Raw genomic sequence first — 17,461 nt, forward strand, 5'->3', positions numbered from 1 at the left:
CAGATACTGCATACGCGTATCTTTGTCGTTTCCTATGCTTTATCGATAGGTGTCGTATTCTCAGCAGGGGTAGTGGCGAGGTTTTCTTTCGGCAACGGTTTTTCTTTTTGCCAAGGGAACCGACCCTCTAGCTCTACCTGTAGTGATAAGCTCAAAAACGTTCTAATAAGTACGATAATACCCAATACTATTACGCTACGTAACGATGGCTCTGTGACCACAGTGGCGACGATATCAGCAGCGATAAGTACCTCTAGCCCTAATAGGATAGATTTACCAACAGTCTGCCTGATATCGACATACGTATTATGGTTGAAGCCTCCTGGCAGTCGAAATGCCCTATAAAACGCAAAAAATATGCCAAAAAACATTATAAGAACCCCAATGACTTCAACTATTTTGGCAATTAGATCGATATAGTGGGTTAACGTTTCTATCAAAATATATCCTCCTCAATCTCAATTAGTACATAGCAGAATACTAAATCTTACCGCTATTGTATGACTATATACCACTGCATACTTTCATAATCATCGTACTAACGGTCAGTTACTGGTGTTTTGTTCACTTTATACGATATTTTTTTGCTATGCTATAAACGAATATTTATTGGCATAGGACAGACAAAAAGGACTTTTTATGGCTAATCCCTCGAAAAAAGCAATAACCAAAGCAGTGAAAGGTAAAAATATTATCATTACAGGCGCGTCAAGTGGTATTGGCGAGCGTACCGCTTTTTTATTAAGTGAGTGCGGTGCCCACGTTATTTTGCTTGCACGTACTGAAGACAAGCTTAGAACAGTAAAAGAAAATATTGAAATACTTGGTGGTAGAGCCAGTTATTATCCATGTGACCTCACCAACATGGATGAGATCGAAAAAACCAGCGAAAAAATTCTGACTGATTTTAAACATGTCGATGTCCTCATAAACAATGCTGGTCGCTCGATTCGTCGTTCGGTGCATGAGTCTGTCAACCGTTTTCATGACTTTGAACGTACGATGGAAATTAACTATTTCGGTGCCGTCAAGATTATTCTTGGGTTTTTGCCTACGATGATTGGTCGCCGTACTGGACAGATTGTCAATATATCGTCAATTGGTGTATTGGCAAATAGTCCTCGATTTTCTGCATATGTGGCATCAAAATCCGCATTGGATGCCTTTAGTCGTTGCCTAGCAGCAGAAGTGAAAGGGGATAACATTAAAGTCACCAATATCTTTATGCCATTGGTACGTACGCCTATGATTGCTCCAACTAAGCTGTATCGTTATATGCCTGCGCTCATGCCAGACGAAGCTGCATTGATGGTAGCAAGAGCTATTGTTGATAAGCCAAACAGTATCGCTAGTAATATGGGTAAATTTGCATCAGCGACCTATTCGTTGGTACCAGCATTCAACGTCGGTATTCAGTCGATTGGTTATCGTATCTTCCCAAGCTCTACTGCAGCACAGACCAAAGACAGCAAGCCAAACTTTGCTCAACGCGCTTTTGCTAAGATTTTGCCTGGTGAATATCACTAGAGTAGAAACTTTTTGAGTTTTTAAGCAAACAAAAAAAGGATACGATGGTATCCTTTTTTATGTCTCTGACTTTTTGAGTGATCTAATAATTAGCTTATTTGATTATTCGGTTGCCGTGAGAGAGATATTTAGATGATATTTCGATTTGTTTTTGATTTTAAGAATATCTATTTGAGAGTGATCGGAGACTATCGATGGCTATCTATAAAAACTTCGAGGGTCAGCAAAGGAGTCCGTAATTTACAGACGGTTTTTAGGTTATGAGCTATAAAATGGTGTCTACAGTCAGTCTACTTAACGCCTATTTGACTTGCTGGAACCATGCATCGTTGATCGCCGTTTCGTTCGAGTTAAAATGGACACAAATCCTTTCGTTGCATTTTTTGGCATACCAGTATTCGTCGAGCCCTATTTTTATTTCAAATAAATCCTTGGTCACGACATCGCCAACCGTATATATAGATCCTTCTTCAAAAAAAGGATTGCCAATGATGCATATAAGTTTGTCACCAGAAACTATCACAAGTGTATCTCCCCAAAATCAAAACAACATAGAATATATATTATTTATGAACAAATGCCAATTATAAAGACGGTATTTTTTTGTATTTTTGGCTTATATCGTCGATTATCCGATAAACGGTAAAAAAAAGTCCATTTTATGTTTGTTTTTTTGTATTAGGATTATTTTTGTAAAGTTGGTATTTGTTACCAAAAGTATTGATTGAGCAAACTAATATCTATCTGTTTGGGTTTGTCATTTATGCTCAGATAATTTAAATAAGTGATAGCAGACTCCTGTACCTAGATACCTATAGCGTTCAGTTATTCATATCAGTCAGAATGTACCCATTACTATTTACTACAAAGTCTCTTATGGCGATAATAATGACTTGAGAGCCCGACCATAAACTCAAAATTATTTGTATATATTTTCTCATCTAGTGTGCTGGTAAGTGTGCGCTGCGTGAGTTATCAGAGGTTTTTAATGATCAAACAACATCGGCAGGCATTAGTCGTTGAAGGCGGCGGAATGCGCGGCGCATTTACCAGTGGCGTTTTAGATGCTTTTTTACAGCAACAGTTCAATCCTTTTGACCTTTGTGTGGGCGTTTCCTCAGGTTCAACCAACGTCGCTAACTATTTGGCTGCACAAGAAGGTCGTACCTTGCACATTTACTTAGATCACTCTCTTCGATCTGAATTTATCCGTTATGGTCGTTTTTTTAGAGGCGGTGACTTATTAGATTTGAAGTGGATGTGGGACGTTGTCGAACAGGAATACCCGCTAAATCAGGAACAATTATTTGCCAATCATGCTGAATTTTATATGGTATTGACGCATGCTATTTCAGGAGAGGCAACCTATATCAAAGCTTGCAGAAAAAATATTCTGGAGGGATTAAGAGCATCAAGCTCTATCCCGGTGCTGACCAGACAAGCCGTTGAGATATTTGGTGAGCCTTATTTTGATGGTGGTGTGGCTGATGCTTTACCCGTACATTGGGCTGCCAATCAGGATCGCGTCGCTAAGATGATGGTTGTACGTACTCGCCCCAAAAACTACTATAAAGCGAGTCTCAAAGGCGATAAGTTACTGGCAAAATACTACGCTAAGCAGCGCCAAGGTTTTGCTCAAAGCTTATTGACACGAACCCAACGCTATAATGATGCCGTGCAATTTTTGCATACATCGCCAGCACAGACGCTTTTAGAGATTTGCCCACCTGACTTAAAAAATATGGCGAGCCGGTTGTCTAAAAACAAAGCTAAAATCCGCTATAGCTATGATGTCGGGTTGGATGCTGGGCACCAAGCGATTGAAGAGTGGTACAAGCTTTAGTTCCAAGGATGGTATAGAAAACATGAAGCCCGTTAGGTTAAGCACTTGTTCAATATGATTTTTAACCAAAAACCCGCCATAATATCCAAAACACACCCAGCATTATGATAGCAATAACGAGCAAGCGTTTTAGCCAGTATGGGAGTAACGGTTTTCTGTAACCCAAATCATTCAATTGACTGTCTACACCCGCTTGCAGACTTTTAAACCCTTGCTCTGATTTAGTCGATTTGACCCGATTTTTTACTAGCGGTCCAGAGTCCTCTTCGACGTCTTGTTCTCTATCGAAGCTGATGGCTTGATTGGGGATGCCTTGTTTATTGGCAATGGTACTTAGCTTTTGCTGCTGCTCTATTTTTAGCTTGGTCTCATAAGCATCAATCCGTACCTTGGCCTCGTCCATACTGATGTTTTCATCAGCTGCCAATGTTTTGATCGCCATGACCAAGTTGTTTTTTTCGATCATTGTAATGATTGCTTTGGGCAGCTTTGTATTGACGGGCTTTGTGATAGGGTCGGGATTAAACATGGTTGTCCTTAGTGTCAGATAGATGCCACATAGAGTAGGAGAGTATCGTCGGTTTATTATAACCATGTTACACAAACAATATTCAAGCAAAAAAATACCGCCATCACATTATGATTGCGGTATTTTATTATTTATCTTTTGTCAACATCGATGCTGATTTTTGATAAATTATAGATCTTTCCAGCGTTGAATGGCTTCATGGATGACTTTTTTGGCTTCTTCGACATCGCCCCATGATTCGACCACAGTGGTTCCTGGTTTTTTCAGGTCTTTGTAGTGGTTGAAATGATACTCTAGCTGATTGATGATTTGCTTTGGTAGGTCATCCAAGCTGTTATAGGCGTTGCTATTGTTGCGATCATCGGCAGGAACAACAACGATCTTGTCATCAACTTCGCCATCATCAACGAATTTCATTACACCAATTACTTTGGCTTTTAAGAAAACACCTGTGGTCAATGGCTCTTCAGTTAGAATCAACAAGTCCAGTTCATCGCCATCTTCGTCAAGAGTTTGCGGGATAAAACCGTAGTTGCAAGGCTTTGCAAAAATTCGTGGATCAACACGATCAAGCTCAAATACCGCCAATTCGCGGTTCCATTCGATTTTGTGGTTGCTACCAGTTGGAATCTCAACAACGGCGTTAATAATGCCGCCGTCTACATCGCCTGCGTCCAAGATTTTATTAAAATCTGCCATAAAATACTCCATTTTCTTTTGTTTTAGAAGTTTGAATAAGGGGTTGAGCTTGCAGTGCCACAACGTCATATTGGGGCATCCGATTTATGCTGCATGCGATTATAGCAAGTTTGAATCAAGTTTTCTCACAATGCGTAAGTCTAAGCGTGCAAGACATTATGCAAAAAAAGATTATGCAAAAATAGACTCAAAGCACTTATTTAGGTGCAATCGCTCGTAATTTAATCAAACCAGCATGGCGTTTTGCAATATTGTCGATGAGTTTTTGAGTAACGACGTCATAGCTCAGTGCCTCACTTGTTTGTTGAGCCGTTCGGTTTTGTTTCTCTTTTTGCATATCTACAAAATCCGATAGGCGTAGCATTTGCATACCTGCATACCCGCATGGGTTGATCGCATTAAATGCTGACAAATCGCAATTGAGGTTAATCGCAATACCGTGATAGCTAAAGCCATGCTTAATCTTGAAACCTAATGAGGCTATTTTGCCCAGCATAATTTTATGATCAAGAGCTGTGTCATCAAACGAGGTGCTGTTGGTTGATATGTCAGTATCGGTAGGGTCAGCGTAAAGATAAACACCAGGGGCATCACGCCGGGCATGAGCGCTGATATGGTCATCACTAGATGATGCTGAGCCATGCAAACAGTCGTTGACGACATCTTCGATCGCCTGCTCTGCGTGAGAGACTAGATGACGCACGCTCCATTTTAGACTATCCAAGTCAAACAACCAGTAAATCACTAATTGTCCATGACCGTGCCATGTCACCTGACCACCGCGATCGGTCTTTATAATGGGCGTATCGGTACGCTGTAATATGTGCTCTTCTTTACCAGCTTGTCCGAGTGTATAGACGTCGTTATGATCTACGATCCACAACTCATCAGGGGTACGCTGTTCTTGTTGTTTTTTTAAATCGATACGAGCAAGTGTGCGTGATAGCATCGCATCAAGCGTAGAGACGTAGTCGGCTGCTGATAGAGATTTACTGATCAGTGTGTCATTGAGTTGTTGCGTGTCGTTTGGCATGAGAGTGTCTTATTATTGTCTGGTGTAAAGGCGCATAACGGTTTGGCGTAAAGGTATAGTGTATAGATAGGCAGTGTAGCAGTTTTGGCGACTATCGCTCAAAATTATATGCTATCACGCTGCCTACAAAGGTGGTCGACGCTCATAAAAAAGCAGTGCGAGAAGGCGCTAAAAATATTTGTATATCATTGCGTTAAAGGTCAAAAAACAGTATTGATACAAACCCTGTAGTCAATCAAAGATGCTGTTCATTGCGCAGTCGATGCGCTACATTAAAGTAGCACAAATGGAACTTGATAGAATCTACAGTCAAAGCAGTATAGTAAACAGCAGGACATTCAAAAGTAAGATAGTCAAAAGTACATAGGACTATATAGAGCTGATCATAAAATAGACCTGAATACAAAATAAAAAGGTCTGTCTAGTAAGACCGTACCTATAACCCAATATAGCGCCGTGACTGCATTATAATATATGAACATAAATGATATGAGCATAAACGACTACGACAAGGAAGAAAAATGACAGATAACAATCAACACACCCCTGAGCAGACATCAGCTGATGCCCGAACTGTGCTACAGCGTATGCCCGAAGCACTGAGCACTGCTACTACTATCGATGAGATGAAAGCACAGTTTTCACGCTTGCAGATGTTGAGTCGTACGCAGCCAATCAATGACTGGAGAGAGCGTGAGACTCATCTGGATAATTTAGAAGTGATGCTGAGTGATAATCAAGAGAGCTTTGCAAAGGCGATCAGTGCTGACTTTGGTTATCGCAGCCAATCAGAGACCCAGTTTGCCGAGTTGTTCCCGAGCTTTACGGGTATTAGTCATGCCAAAAAACACGGCAAAAAATGGATGAAAACGCATCGCGCGCCTATCTCAGCCCTATATATGCCAGCACATAATGAGATCCAGCCGCAGCCGTTGGGTGTGATTGGTATTATGGTGCCTTGGAACTATCCACTATACCTAGCCATTGGCCCAATGATCGATGCGCTCACTGCGGGCAACAGAATCATGGTCAAGATGAGCGAAGCGGCGCCGCAGTTCGCTCAGGCGTTCGCGGATGCTATTGCTCGTTACTTTTCACCAGATATGGTCTGTGTGGTACTGGGTGAGGTTGATATTGCTGCGGCCTTCAGCGAGTTGCCATTTGATCATCTGCTCTATACAGGATCGACTGCTGTAGGCAAAAAGGTAATGGCTGCTGCTGCACCTAATTTAACGCCAGTGACGCTTGAGCTCGGTGGCAAATCACCAGTGATTGTATTGGATGATGCCAACTTAGAGTCTGTGGTCAATCGCGTGATGATGGGCAAAACATTAAATGCCGGTCAAACCTGTATTGCTCCAGATTACGTGTTGATTCCGCGTCAACATCATGACCAGTTCATCCATTTAGCAAAAGAGTGGATGGCAAAACACTATCCTAATATCGAAGAAAATCCGGACTATTCGCGTATCATCAATGGTGAGCAATTCAAACGGGTCAAGGGCTATCTAGATGCACTAACTGGTGATGAGGTGCATGCCCTTACCACTGCGGAGCCTAATATAGAAACACGTCTAATGCCGCCAGTTATCGTGAGTGAGCCTGCACCTGATAGCGATATTATGCAGAACGAAATATTTGCCCCAATTTTACCATTGGTGCATTACGAAACCCTTGATGATGCGATTTATTTTGTCAACTCACGTCCACGGCCATTGGCGTTGTATGTCTTTAGTGACAACTACAGTAGTGTGGAGAATGTGCGTAATAATACAGTCTCTGGTGGTCTATGTATTAATGAGGTGATTATTCATGTTGCCCAGCACGACTTGCCATTTGGCGGGGTTGGTGACTCTGGTACAGGCGCATACCATGGCAAAGCTGGTTTTGAGCGTTTGAGCCATATGAAGCCTGTCTTTGTACAAACCAAGCTTAATGGTCTCAATTTCTTGCTGCCGCCTTATGGTGGACTGTTTAAAAAGGCGATGGCGCTGTTTTTAAAATGATAGCTTCTAAAATGATAGTTTGTGAAATGATAGTTTGTGAAATAACAAATTTTGAAATAATCTCTTCCAGAGGGTTGGTTTTTAAAAGAAATACCTTTGGAATAATCGTTCCATAGTAGACTTTTCAAAGATAACTCGATTACAGACGATTTTATAATTCATATTTTACAACTTACAGTACCTATTTAGATAGGTGCTGTTTTTTTTGTTCAAAAATTAATCAACGCAATCAGAAAAAGAGTGTTTAGTACCAAGATATCTGCCTCTGTGATATCAAATTTAATCATTGCAGCCACGACATCTATCGATAAATAAGCATTTGTCATCACTCACATAAATCGATACACTTTGTAGTAAGTCTAAACAACAGTAGATAATATTTGCATGATTCATAGATGTCATTGATCGATATGTCACCACGAAAAGCCATTATAAGGCTTTGCTGATTTGCTACTTATGTCATGCTAATAAAAAACAAAAAATAGGACAAAGCATGCGTCAATGGATTGCATTAAGCTTACTGTGTATGAGTGCACTGTTGCTACCCGTATCGGCATCTGCAGCTTGTGAGTCACCTATCAAATTTGGAGCGCTCACTTGGGAGAGCGGTCAATTTATCTCTGGTGTACTCAAGTATATCGCAGAAGATGGCTATGATTGTACAGTTGAGGAAGTGCCAGGAGCAGGCCCTGCGCTAGAGACGGCACTGTCGCAAAACGATATCCAAATCATTGGTGAGCAATGGATTGGTCGTTCACCTATTATGGAAGACGCTATTGAACAAAATAAAGTCGCTGTCATTGGTGATACGCTAAAAGGCGGTGCGACCCAAGGCTGGTACGTCCCAAAATACGTCTTAGAAGAAAACCCAGGACTGCGCAGTTATCAAGACCTGCCTAAATATGCTGACCTATTTACAGACCCCGAAGACCCAAATAAATCGCGCTTTATGAACTGTCCCTCCGGTTGGACATGCGAGATATTCAATACACGGTTGCTAAAAAACACCGGTCTAGACAGTACTTTTAATAATGCTCATCCTGGTACTGGCGCGGCGCTCGATGCCGAAATCGCCTCCGCTTTTGAGCAGCACAAGCCGCTATTATTCTATTATTGGCAGCCCACGGGTCTCATGGCAAAGTATGATTTTGCCGCGTTGGAATTTCCTGCTCATAAAGATGCCTGCTGGCAAGATCTATTGCTTGCTGACGGTACGTCTGACTGTGTATCAGGCTTTCCTGTATCGCCTTTGGGCATCGCAGTATCTACTCCTTTTATTAAATCTAATCCTGAGCTGGCAGAGGTGTTCGAGCAGGTGCAGTTCACGCCTGATGAGCTCAATGGTGCGATCTTAGAGATGAGCGAAACGAAGCGTAGTGGGGAGGAGCAGGCGTTGGTGTTTTTGCGTGAGAACCCAGACGTTTGGCGTGAGTGGTTGTCTGAACATGCCAGCACCAACCTCGCCTCAAACTTAGGTATCGGCTTAGATGGTGCTATTACTGAGGATACTACTACCGCTAGCATCGATGGGTCAGCCCAAGCAACAATATTTCCTTCATGGTCACTTGAGACGCCGCTCAATAACGCTTTGGCAAGTGTGGTTCAAAATTATGGAGACGTATTTCGCACCATTAGTACAGCCGCGCTTACGTATTTACTTTTACCTATCGAGCGATTGCTGACCGTCATTCCGCCTTGGCTGATCATCGCTTTGGTATCTTTATTGGCTTGGTTTGGCGTACGCAAGATTTGGTTTGCGTTGGCATGCGGCGCGGGGCTGTTTTTGATTGGTGCCTTTGGATTATGGGGTGCATTAATTGATACCTTGGCGTTACTTATCGTATCAGTATTGGTCACCGTAGTGATTGGCATTCCTATCGGTATTGCGATGTCAGGCAGTACGCTGCTACGCAAGATCGTGACGCCAGTACTCGATGTAATGCAGACGATGCCGAGCTTTGTGTATCTGATACCGGTGCTGATGCTATTTGGTATTGGTAAGGTGCCAGCACTGTTTGCAACGGTTATTTATGCGCTGCCACCATTGATTCGACTGACGACATTAGGAATTACTCAAGTTAATCACGAAATGGTCGAAGCAGGACGCTCTTTTGGTAGTACGCATTTGCAGCTACTTATTTGGATCAAACTGCCACAGGCATTGCCCAGTATCATGGCAGGTATCAACCAAGCGGTGATGATGTCGCTTGCGATGGTGGTACTGGCGTCGATGATTGGTGCGCCTGGACTTGGCGAGGATGTATTGCAATCTATTCAAACGCTCAATATTGGGCAAGGGCTACAAGCAGGAACAGCTATCGTTATCGTTGCAATTATTATCGACCGTATTACTCAAGCGTTTGGTCAAGGAAAGCGTGCGCGCCAAAAAACGATTAAAGCAGGTAGGCGTCCAATTGGATAGTTATTTATCTAGCCGTAAACAACCAAAGCAATAATAAAAAATCAGGCAATAGTGAGAGCGATGATGAATCATATCCAACTAAAAAATATCAGCAAAATCTACAATGCCAATAGCACACAAGCACAATCTGCATTGGCATTACTGGCTGAGGGTATGGACAGCACTGCTGTCAAAGAGCAAACTGGCTATTCGGTGGGACTCTACGATATTAACTTGGATATCAAGGCAGGCGAGTTACATTGCATCATGGGACTATCAGGCTCCGGTAAGTCTACGTTGATACGTCATCTCAATCGTTTGATCGATCCTACCAGTGGTGAGATATGGGTAAATACTGCGCTTAATGCAGATCGCATTACCCAAGCGACAACAAATACTGAAAGCCGTGCAGGAAGAATAGAAACACTCGACCCAGCAAAAGAGGAAATCTCAGGAACCGCCACCAATATTTTGTCGCTTAATGATAAGCAGTTGCAGCACTATCGGCAGCAGACGGTTAGCATGGTGTTTCAGCATTTTGGTTTAGTGCCGCACATGACAGTGATGCAAAATGTCGCTTACGGTCTACGTGTGCGCAAAATGAGTGTGAATGAACGCAATGAGAGTGCACGGCACTGGCTGGGTGAAGTGGGGCTTACTAATGTAGAGCACAGTTATCCTGACGAGCTGTCAGGCGGTATGCAGCAGCGTGTCGGACTGGCCCGAGCATTGGCAACTGACAATCCGATTTTGTTAATGGACGAGGCATTCTCTGCGCTTGACCCACTTATTCGTGCACAACTACAAGAGCAGCTGCTTGCATTGCAAGACAGACTCAACAAAACCATTGTTTTCATCACTCATGATATTGATGAAGCCATCAAAGTCGGTCAGCGTATCAGTATCTTGAATGGTGGGCGATTGATACAGACCGGCACGTCAAATGAATTGCGGCATAATCCTGTTGATGAGTATGTCGAGCAATTTATGGGTGCAAAGGCTTGATAAATCCTAATACTTGATAAGACTTAATGAATACTAAGAAAACTCTGAACTAGAATAAATAAAAAACGCTAAGCTAAGCCTTAGCGTTTTTTGTGTCATATGCCCAATATGCTAGCGCACTAATTTGAAGGTTGTACTAATTTTGCTGCAATCTATAGTGAACTCTGAAATAAACACCAAACTTCGTTATACTTAATGACTTTTTGATAACTCGCGCTTTATGTGCGTTTGTCACTTATTATTTAGATACTATTTATAGTTCAAATACAGTTGATATCTCAAATACAATGTTGCAATGTCGCTTGGTCTATTCAGTGACGCTTGTTTCTCATTTTGCACTTCTAAGGCGATAGCATGACTGCTACCTATACCCCGATCATTACTTCACTGCTTGATAATGATTTGTACAAATTTACTATGCTGCAAGCCATGCTGCATCAGTTCCCTCAGACACATGGGGTTTATCGTTTTCGCTGCCGCAATAATAAAGACACGGCCTATCCATTGGCTGATATCCAAAAAGACTTAGAACAGCAACTAGACAGCTTATGTGAGCTGCGTTTTTTGCCAGATGAACTGGACTACCTGCGCAGTTTGCGTTTTATGCGTTCAGACTTTGTCGATTATCTTGAGTTGTTTAAGCTAAAGCGCCGCTTTATTACTGTCAGTACAGATGAGAAAGGGCGCTTATCTATCGATATCGAAGGACCGATGATTCAAGCGATGTTCTTTGAAGTATTTGTACTCGCTATCGTCAATGAGCTATATTTTAATGCACTATCGAATGATAGCGTGATTGAAGAAGGACAGCGCCGACTCGATGAAAAGGTCACGCTACTGCACCAATATGCGGTAGAGCAAGCAAACAATGGTGTCGATACACCGCCGTTTATCGTTGCTGATTTTGGCACGCGTCGACGTTTTAGTAAACACTGGCAAGCGCATGTGGTGGAGACGTTATACAACGCTGAACCAAAGATCGTGAGCGGTACCTCTAATGTATATTTGGCCAAGCAATTAGGAATGACGCCAATAGGGACGATGGCACATGAGTTCATGCAGGCATTTCAGGCATTGGATGTGCGTCTGCGTGACTCACAAAAGGCCGCGCTTGAAGCATGGGTACATGAGTATCGTGGTGATTTGGGTATTGCATTGACAGACGTAGTCGGAATGGATGCGTTCCTGCGTGATTTTGACTTATATTTTGCCAAGCTCTTTGATGGGCTACGCCACGATAGTGGCGACCCTTATATTTGGGGTGATAAAGCAGTTGCCCATTATGAGAAGCTAAAAATAGACCCAAAGACCAAGATTCTGACTTTCAGTGATGGCTTGAACTTAGAGAAGGCGTGGGAGCTGCATCAATACTTTAAACATCGTATCAGAACCAGCTTTGGCATTGGTACCAATTTGACCAATGATATGGGTATTACACCGATCAATATCGTACTAAAACTGGTAGAGTGCAATGGTCAGCCAGTCGCCAAGCTATCTGATAGCCCAGGCAAGACCATGATCAATAACGACACGTATCTTGCCTATCTTCGTCAAGTATTTGAGGTTGATGAGCCAGAATAAGCCAGAAAAACACTCTATTGTCTAACTATCAGCATGATTATGCTTGGAGTCGCTAGTAGGATTTTCTTCAGCAAAGGCGGCATCCAATGCTTGCTGAACCGCATTGATGCGAGTCTCGCACACGCGATAAGCGGCGATAGACTCTTCAACGGTGGTCATCAGGTTATCGATGTCAGGCTCGTCTTGTTGCTGTAGTTCGGCTGCATTGGTTTTCAAAATATCGTAGGCCGCCTTAAAAGTTTTTGGGGCGGCTTTTTTGCGTCTGCGAGTAGGGGTGGTCATAAAATTTCCTAATGTTTAAAGATAAGTAGACGAGTGTTCTTTAGATATTATTATTTTGTTAAGTCAAAGTGCCTGAGGTTTCTGTTACTTTTTTATCCATAGCGATATCTATAATCTGTGCTGTTGCGCTACCATCTTTTAGAATAATATTGACCGTTTGCTCAGGATACAGTTGGGCGCTGCTGGTGAGTGTTTGTTTGCCTTTTTTATCCATAAGCATGGTATAGCCTTGCTTGAGCACGCGAGAGGGTCGATGTAATAGTACAATGTCTCGCAGATGTTCACTATCACGCTTCGCTTGTATCACTTGTTGTTGCGCGTTTTGCATGATGGACTCTTGGTAATTTTTACTACGAGTAGCGACCTTTGTGAGCTGCTGATGCGCTAAGTTTTGCGTCTGTACATACCGCTCAGTCGTCAATCTGGCGGCTTGCTTCACTTGGCGCTGCGCGCTTTGTTGAATGCTGCGCCACGCATAATCACTGTCTTTTTGTAGAGCGGTGAGCTGTCCGATAGTTTGCGATTGTATTTGGCTCAACTGGCGCGTGGTTTGTTGCTCGGCAGTATTCAATTGGCGCTGAGCGGCTTGCTTAATTTGCGCTTGATATTGTAGCGTCTGAGAGACGAGCTGCGCTAAATGGTTATGGATAGCAGCAATGACTTTGGAAGGCGTATCGAAGCTTGTGTGCGCAACTTCATCTAAAATCACGCGGTCTCGCTCATGACCGATACCGACCCAGACAGGAATAGGTAGCTCAGCAACCAACGCTGCCAACTCATAATCATTCAGATAAGCCAAATCACCAACTGCACCGCCGCCACGAATAATGACTAACAAGTCTGGTAGGTGCTGGTAAGTATCATAAAACGCCTGTTGGGCGCTAACAATCGCTTGTCGTATCTCGGCGGGCGCGTGATTGCCCTGAAAGGTCGCATGATGATAGTGGAACTGACAAGCGCCTGTATTCGCTAAGCGATTTGCATCGGCTTGAAAATCGCCCAATCCAGCAGCCTTTTCGGGTGCGATGACCAGTACATGTTCGATATCAAAAGGAGTCGGAAGCTGTTGGTTAAGATGCAGTAGCCCTTCGCCTGTTAAGCGATCAACCATCTCTGCATATTGCCGTGCTAAGTCACCTAGCGTATAGCTAGGATCAATATCTTCAATGGTAATAGAAAAGCCATATTGGGCATGGAAACCTGCCGATACTTTGAGTAGGACAGTCAAGTCACGCTCAAGGGGCATTCCTGTTGCGCGCTCAAACTTAGCCAACACACGAGACGCTTTAAAACGCCAAAGATTACCGCGGCAACTGGCAATTACTTTGCCCTCGTCGTCTTTTTCTGCCAACTCAAAGTAATAGTGACCGCCCTTACTTGATAAATTGCGGATTTCCGCCTTGACCCAGACACGGTGATCAAAGGTTTGTTTGATGACCATTTCAACCGCCGATAAATAGTCGCTCAGGCGTAGGACAGTATCTTCTAAATGGTCTTCTTGCTCAGCGAGTTCTGCTTCCAATGTTGCCAAATCTTTAGCAGGCGCTAATACTTTGGCGGGTTTGATATTTGAAAGATTGGGTTTGCGCATGATATGAGACCGAAGATGATTGAAATACAAAGACTGATGAGGTAGTGACAAGTAGAATATGAACAGTTTAACCCAAAAGGGCGTGTACAAAAAGCGAAGCCAACACGCTTTGAGCGATATATTATCGACATCGAAGCTTGTTGGCTATTTGATTGGCATCATATTGTCTGTGATATCAGCAGATGACTCGTAAACCTACCATCCTTAAGGTGGCTATCGTATAAAATAGGTTGTTGGCTTATTGGCAACGAAAACTAATAGTGTATTCATAGTCATCATCACGCGACAAGTTGGGTGTGCCTGTACCAAAGATAGAGCCAACGACTGCACCCATTTGTCCAACCATGCGACCAGTACGCTCATTCAAGATACCGTTATATTGCACGCTATCTTCTACGATAATCACTTGCTTGCTACGACAGGTTTTTTGCGCACTATCTATGGCATTCTGTTGCGCCTTTACTTTAGTATCGCTGATACCAGTAGTCTCATAAATGGAATTGGCACGTTGAATCACAGGCGATGATGGTGTGCTTTGACACGCACTCAATGTCAGTATAGCCGCGAAACACGCACCTAGACTGGCGGTTTTATTAAAAGTATTCATAAATGATTCCTGAGGTTACAAAAAAAACATCATGATTATAAGTAAAGCTTTATGAATGTAACCTAACGATATATTAAATGTCTAGACGCTTATGGTGTGTTGTATTGCAGCGATATTGCGAAGAGACACTGCCATAAGTGCGTTTAGTGAAATGAGTGAGGTCTAAAGCCTAAACCCCAAGGCTAAAAATAGCTTTCATTCGTTTAAAACAAAACAAGACACGACCATACACAGCAAATCACTTGAAATATAAATCATATCTAGCATAATTGAGCCATTCATTTTTTATTAAAAAGTAATACTATGCAATTGATTCCTGCTCCTGCTGGTGTGCTCGAGATCGACGCACTATGGCAACAAGACAATCCGAATGACCCAAACACCGATACCGTGGCGCTACTGTGTCATCCTAATCCCCTGTTTGACGGTACGATGAATAACAAAGTAGTCACGACTATGTATCGCTTTGCTCGTGATAATGGCATGCATGTGGTGCGCTTTAATTTTCGCGGGGTGGGACAGTCGACAGGTGAGCACGATTACGCGGAAGGTGAAGTCGTCGATGCAATGACCGTGCTACAATGGATCGCCGAACAAACCAATGCCCGTAAACTATGGCTTGGTGGTTTTTCTTTTGGTGGATATGTCACAGCCCGCGTGGCTGAACAAGTGCTTGAAGCCCCGCATATATGGGGAGTAGGTGATTTTGAAGTTTCAAAAATTGCCCTTATTGCACCATCAGTCGAAAAAAACGACAGTAGTGACATTGATCTACCCGCTGACAAAACCTTTGAGATTTATGGCAATGCTGATGAAGTGATTGAACCTGACAATATGCAAGCGTTTGCAGATCGTCTAGGGCTTGAGGTTAGCGTCGTCGATGGTGCTGGACACTTTTTCCATGGACGCTTGTCAGAGCTCAAAAAGCTATTAGAAGCCCATAGCTTTGGGCATGACGGCTAGCTTTGGCTTTATAACTGTTCTTCAAAGGCCGTTATTTCACAGCTTTGTCTTTGAAGAGGCTTTTTGTAGTACATCTCACAGCCCATGTTTTTGAATAAAGTACCTTGGTGTGAAGTGTGTTGACGGGTAGTGTTTCTTGTCAGATACTTGGCTATCCCACTATTTTGTTATTTAATTTTGATATTTATTGAATCCAACGATGAGTCGTATTATGAGTTTATCTCCATTGCAACGTTACGAGAAAGCCGTCAGTACAGATGAGTTTACCCGTGATGAGCAGCAGTTTCAGGCCATGAGTTCCCTTGATGAGATATACCATCAGCTCATCAATAGTGCGCCGCAAAAGAAAGGTTTTTTTGGGTTTTTGAAGTCTAAGCCGGTCGCACCAACTGGGCTATATATGTGGGGCGGTGTAGGACGCGGTAAAACGTGGATGATGGACATGTTCTATGATTCACTGACCATTGAGCGCAAAATGCGTCTGCATTTTCATCATTTTATGCAGCGCGTCCATCAAGAGTTGAATAAACTCCAAGGTGAAAGCAATCCACTCGAAAAGGTCGCCGATATTATTTATGAAGAAGCGGTCATCATCTGTTTCGATGAGTTTTTTGTGTCTAACGTCTCCGATGCTATGATTTTAGGTGATTTGTTCACCATGCTGTTTAATCGCGGCATTACCTTGGTCGCCACATCAAACATTGAACCCGCTGGACTATACAAAGATGGCCTGCACCGTGACCGTTTTTTGCCAGCCATTGCAGAAGTTGAAAGCCATACAAAAGTGATGAATATTGACTCTGGTATTGATTACCGTCTGCGAGTGCTTCAGCAAGCGGAGCTATATGAGTCGCCAATGACCAAGGCCAACCATCACTGGTTAGCCAACCGTTTTGCCAGTCTGTCTGATAACCAAAAAATCAGTAATGATCCTATTACTATTAATGGTCGCGAAGTAAAAGTCAATGCGCGTACTGACGACATTCTATTTTGTGATTTCCGCCATCTGTGCATGGCACCGCGCTCAGCATCTGATTTTATTGAGCTTGCCAAACAGTTCAGTACGGTATTGGTCGACTCAGTACCCGCCTTAGATGATGATCTGCGTGATCCAACGCGCCGCTTTATCTACCTTGTTGACGAGTTTTACGACCGCCGTGTAAAACTATTGGTAAGGGCAGAACAATCGATTTTGGACTTATATCAGGGAGAAAAGCTGGCGTTTGAGATTGAGCGTACTCGCTCGCGCTTGCTTGAGATGCAATCAGAAGACTACCTACGTATGGAGCACCGTGTCGAGGATGCCGCGTAGTTCTCCTTAAAGCTGTATTGCTGATGCTCTATGCTCATTGCTTCTAAAAGTACTGTTAAAGATTTATTCTTTAGAACTGCTG

At 43.0% G+C, this 17,461-nt stretch carries 15 protein-coding genes; 8 read left to right on the forward strand and 7 right to left on the reverse strand.

What is annotated here, in order from left to right; translation table 11 throughout:
• Positions 1 to 32: 32 nt before the first annotated feature.
• Positions 33 to 440, reverse strand: a complete 408-nt coding sequence (locus AC5JPT_RS01180) for a DUF1622 domain-containing protein (protein ID WP_493851660.1) — start codon at positions 438 to 440, stop codon at positions 33 to 35.
• 199 nt (positions 441 to 639) lie between these two features.
• Here AC5JPT_RS01180 and AC5JPT_RS01185 point away from each other — a divergent pair, with 199 nt between their 5' ends.
• Together AC5JPT_RS01185 and AC5JPT_RS01190 are read left to right on the forward strand one after the other, a co-directional pair.
• A complete protein-coding gene (locus AC5JPT_RS01185) occupies positions 640 to 1,527 on the forward strand; it encodes an SDR family NAD(P)-dependent oxidoreductase (protein WP_493856772.1) in 888 nt (295 codons plus the stop codon).
• Positions 1,528 to 2,515: 988 nt separating this feature from the next.
• Positions 2,516 to 3,370, forward strand: a complete 855-nt coding sequence (locus AC5JPT_RS01190; protein WP_443524217.1) for a patatin-like phospholipase family protein — start codon at positions 2,516 to 2,518, stop codon at positions 3,368 to 3,370.
• Between the two features lie 61 nt (positions 3,371 to 3,431).
• Here AC5JPT_RS01190 and AC5JPT_RS01195 read toward each other — a convergent pair whose 3' ends face one another.
• From AC5JPT_RS01195 to lipB, 3 genes are all read right to left on the reverse strand, one after another.
• Positions 3,432 to 3,899 (reverse strand): hypothetical protein, encoded by a 468-nt coding sequence (locus AC5JPT_RS01195; RefSeq protein WP_493856773.1) that lies wholly within the window; start codon positions 3,897 to 3,899, stop codon positions 3,432 to 3,434.
• Between the two features lie 168 nt (positions 3,900 to 4,067).
• Complete coding sequence (locus tag AC5JPT_RS01200; RefSeq protein ID WP_493856774.1) at positions 4,068 to 4,598, reverse strand: inorganic diphosphatase; 531 nt, start codon at positions 4,596 to 4,598, stop codon at positions 4,068 to 4,070.
• A 196-nt stretch (positions 4,599 to 4,794) separates the two neighbouring features.
• Positions 4,795 to 5,631 (reverse strand): lipoyl(octanoyl) transferase LipB, encoded by an 837-nt coding sequence (lipB, locus tag AC5JPT_RS01205; RefSeq protein ID WP_493856775.1) that lies wholly within the window; start codon positions 5,629 to 5,631, stop codon positions 4,795 to 4,797.
• Positions 5,632 to 6,152: 521 nt separating this feature from the next.
• On the opposite strand from lipB, the gene AC5JPT_RS01210 reads away from it, so the two are divergent.
• The 4 genes from AC5JPT_RS01210 to pncB all read left to right on the forward strand — a co-directional run bounded on the left by AC5JPT_RS01210 (position 6,153) and on the right by pncB (position 12,624).
• Positions 6,153 to 7,637 (forward strand): coniferyl aldehyde dehydrogenase, encoded by a 1,485-nt coding sequence (locus tag AC5JPT_RS01210; RefSeq protein ID WP_493856776.1) that lies wholly within the window; start codon positions 6,153 to 6,155, stop codon positions 7,635 to 7,637.
• Positions 7,638 to 8,130: 493 nt separating this feature from the next.
• The gene (locus AC5JPT_RS01215) at positions 8,131 to 10,059 is read left to right on the forward strand and encodes a glycine betaine ABC transporter substrate-binding protein (RefSeq protein ID WP_493856777.1); all 1,929 of its coding nucleotides are present in this window, start codon (positions 8,131 to 8,133) and stop codon (positions 10,057 to 10,059) included.
• A 63-nt stretch (positions 10,060 to 10,122) separates the two neighbouring features.
• Positions 10,123 to 11,043, forward strand: a complete 921-nt coding sequence (locus AC5JPT_RS01220) for an ATP-binding cassette domain-containing protein (protein ID WP_493858404.1) — start codon at positions 10,123 to 10,125, stop codon at positions 11,041 to 11,043.
• A 354-nt stretch (positions 11,044 to 11,397) separates the two neighbouring features.
• A complete protein-coding gene (gene pncB, locus AC5JPT_RS01225) occupies positions 11,398 to 12,624 on the forward strand; it encodes a nicotinate phosphoribosyltransferase (protein ID WP_493856778.1) in 1,227 nt (408 codons plus the stop codon).
• Positions 12,625 to 12,645: 21 nt separating this feature from the next.
• Here the strand turns inward: pncB and xseB are convergent, their stop codons facing one another.
• From xseB to AC5JPT_RS01240, 3 genes are all read right to left on the reverse strand, one after another.
• Positions 12,646 to 12,906 (reverse strand): exodeoxyribonuclease VII small subunit, encoded by a 261-nt coding sequence (gene xseB, locus AC5JPT_RS01230; protein ID WP_493856779.1) that lies wholly within the window; start codon positions 12,904 to 12,906, stop codon positions 12,646 to 12,648.
• 58 nt (positions 12,907 to 12,964) lie between these two features.
• Complete coding sequence (xseA, locus tag AC5JPT_RS01235) at positions 12,965 to 14,497, reverse strand: exodeoxyribonuclease VII large subunit (protein ID WP_493856780.1); 1,533 nt, start codon at positions 14,495 to 14,497, stop codon at positions 12,965 to 12,967.
• 238 nt (positions 14,498 to 14,735) lie between these two features.
• On the reverse strand, positions 14,736 to 15,104 hold the full coding sequence (locus tag AC5JPT_RS01240; RefSeq protein ID WP_319050271.1) for a hypothetical protein: 369 nt from the start codon (positions 15,102 to 15,104) through the stop codon (positions 14,736 to 14,738).
• 303 nt (positions 15,105 to 15,407) lie between these two features.
• Here AC5JPT_RS01240 and AC5JPT_RS01245 point away from each other — a divergent pair, with 303 nt between their 5' ends.
• A complete protein-coding gene (locus tag AC5JPT_RS01245) occupies positions 15,408 to 16,067 on the forward strand; it encodes an alpha/beta hydrolase (RefSeq protein ID WP_493856781.1) in 660 nt (219 codons plus the stop codon).
• 211 nt (positions 16,068 to 16,278) lie between these two features.
• Positions 16,279 to 17,379, forward strand: a complete 1,101-nt coding sequence (gene zapE, locus AC5JPT_RS01250) for a cell division protein ZapE (protein WP_319050273.1) — start codon at positions 16,279 to 16,281, stop codon at positions 17,377 to 17,379.
• Positions 17,380 to 17,461 lie beyond the last annotated feature (82 nt).

The organism is Psychrobacter sp. H26 (assembly GCF_059073035.1).

Excerpts from the sequence above, each read along its gene's own strand:
- AC5JPT_RS01185 (WP_493856772.1), top strand. The coding sequence starts at position 640 with ATGGCTAATCCCTCGAAAAAAGCAATAACCAAAGCAGTGAAAGGTAAA.
- AC5JPT_RS01190 (WP_443524217.1), top strand. The coding sequence starts at position 2,516 with ATGATCAAACAACATCGGCAGGCATTAGTCGTTGAAGGCGGCGGAATG.
- AC5JPT_RS01195 (WP_493856773.1), bottom strand. The coding sequence starts at position 3,899 with ATGTTTAATCCCGACCCTATCACAAAGCCCGTCAATACAAAGCTGCCC.
- AC5JPT_RS01200 (WP_493856774.1), bottom strand. The coding sequence starts at position 4,598 with ATGGCAGATTTTAATAAAATCTTGGACGCAGGCGATGTAGACGGCGGC.
- lipB (WP_493856775.1), bottom strand. The coding sequence starts at position 5,631 with ATGCCAAACGACACGCAACAACTCAATGACACACTGATCAGTAAATCT.
- AC5JPT_RS01210 (WP_493856776.1), top strand. The coding sequence starts at position 6,153 with ATGACAGATAACAATCAACACACCCCTGAGCAGACATCAGCTGATGCC.
- AC5JPT_RS01215 (WP_493856777.1), top strand. The coding sequence starts at position 8,131 with ATGCGTCAATGGATTGCATTAAGCTTACTGTGTATGAGTGCACTGTTG.
- AC5JPT_RS01220 (WP_493858404.1), top strand. The coding sequence starts at position 10,123 with ATGAATCATATCCAACTAAAAAATATCAGCAAAATCTACAATGCCAAT.
- pncB (WP_493856778.1), top strand. The coding sequence starts at position 11,398 with ATGACTGCTACCTATACCCCGATCATTACTTCACTGCTTGATAATGAT.
- xseB (WP_493856779.1), bottom strand. The coding sequence starts at position 12,906 with ATGACCACCCCTACTCGCAGACGCAAAAAAGCCGCCCCAAAAACTTTT.
- xseA (WP_493856780.1), bottom strand. The coding sequence starts at position 14,497 with ATGCGCAAACCCAATCTTTCAAATATCAAACCCGCCAAAGTATTAGCG.
- AC5JPT_RS01240 (WP_319050271.1), bottom strand. The coding sequence starts at position 15,104 with ATGAATACTTTTAATAAAACCGCCAGTCTAGGTGCGTGTTTCGCGGCT.
- AC5JPT_RS01245 (WP_493856781.1), top strand. The coding sequence starts at position 15,408 with ATGCAATTGATTCCTGCTCCTGCTGGTGTGCTCGAGATCGACGCACTA.
- zapE (WP_319050273.1), top strand. The coding sequence starts at position 16,279 with ATGAGTTTATCTCCATTGCAACGTTACGAGAAAGCCGTCAGTACAGAT.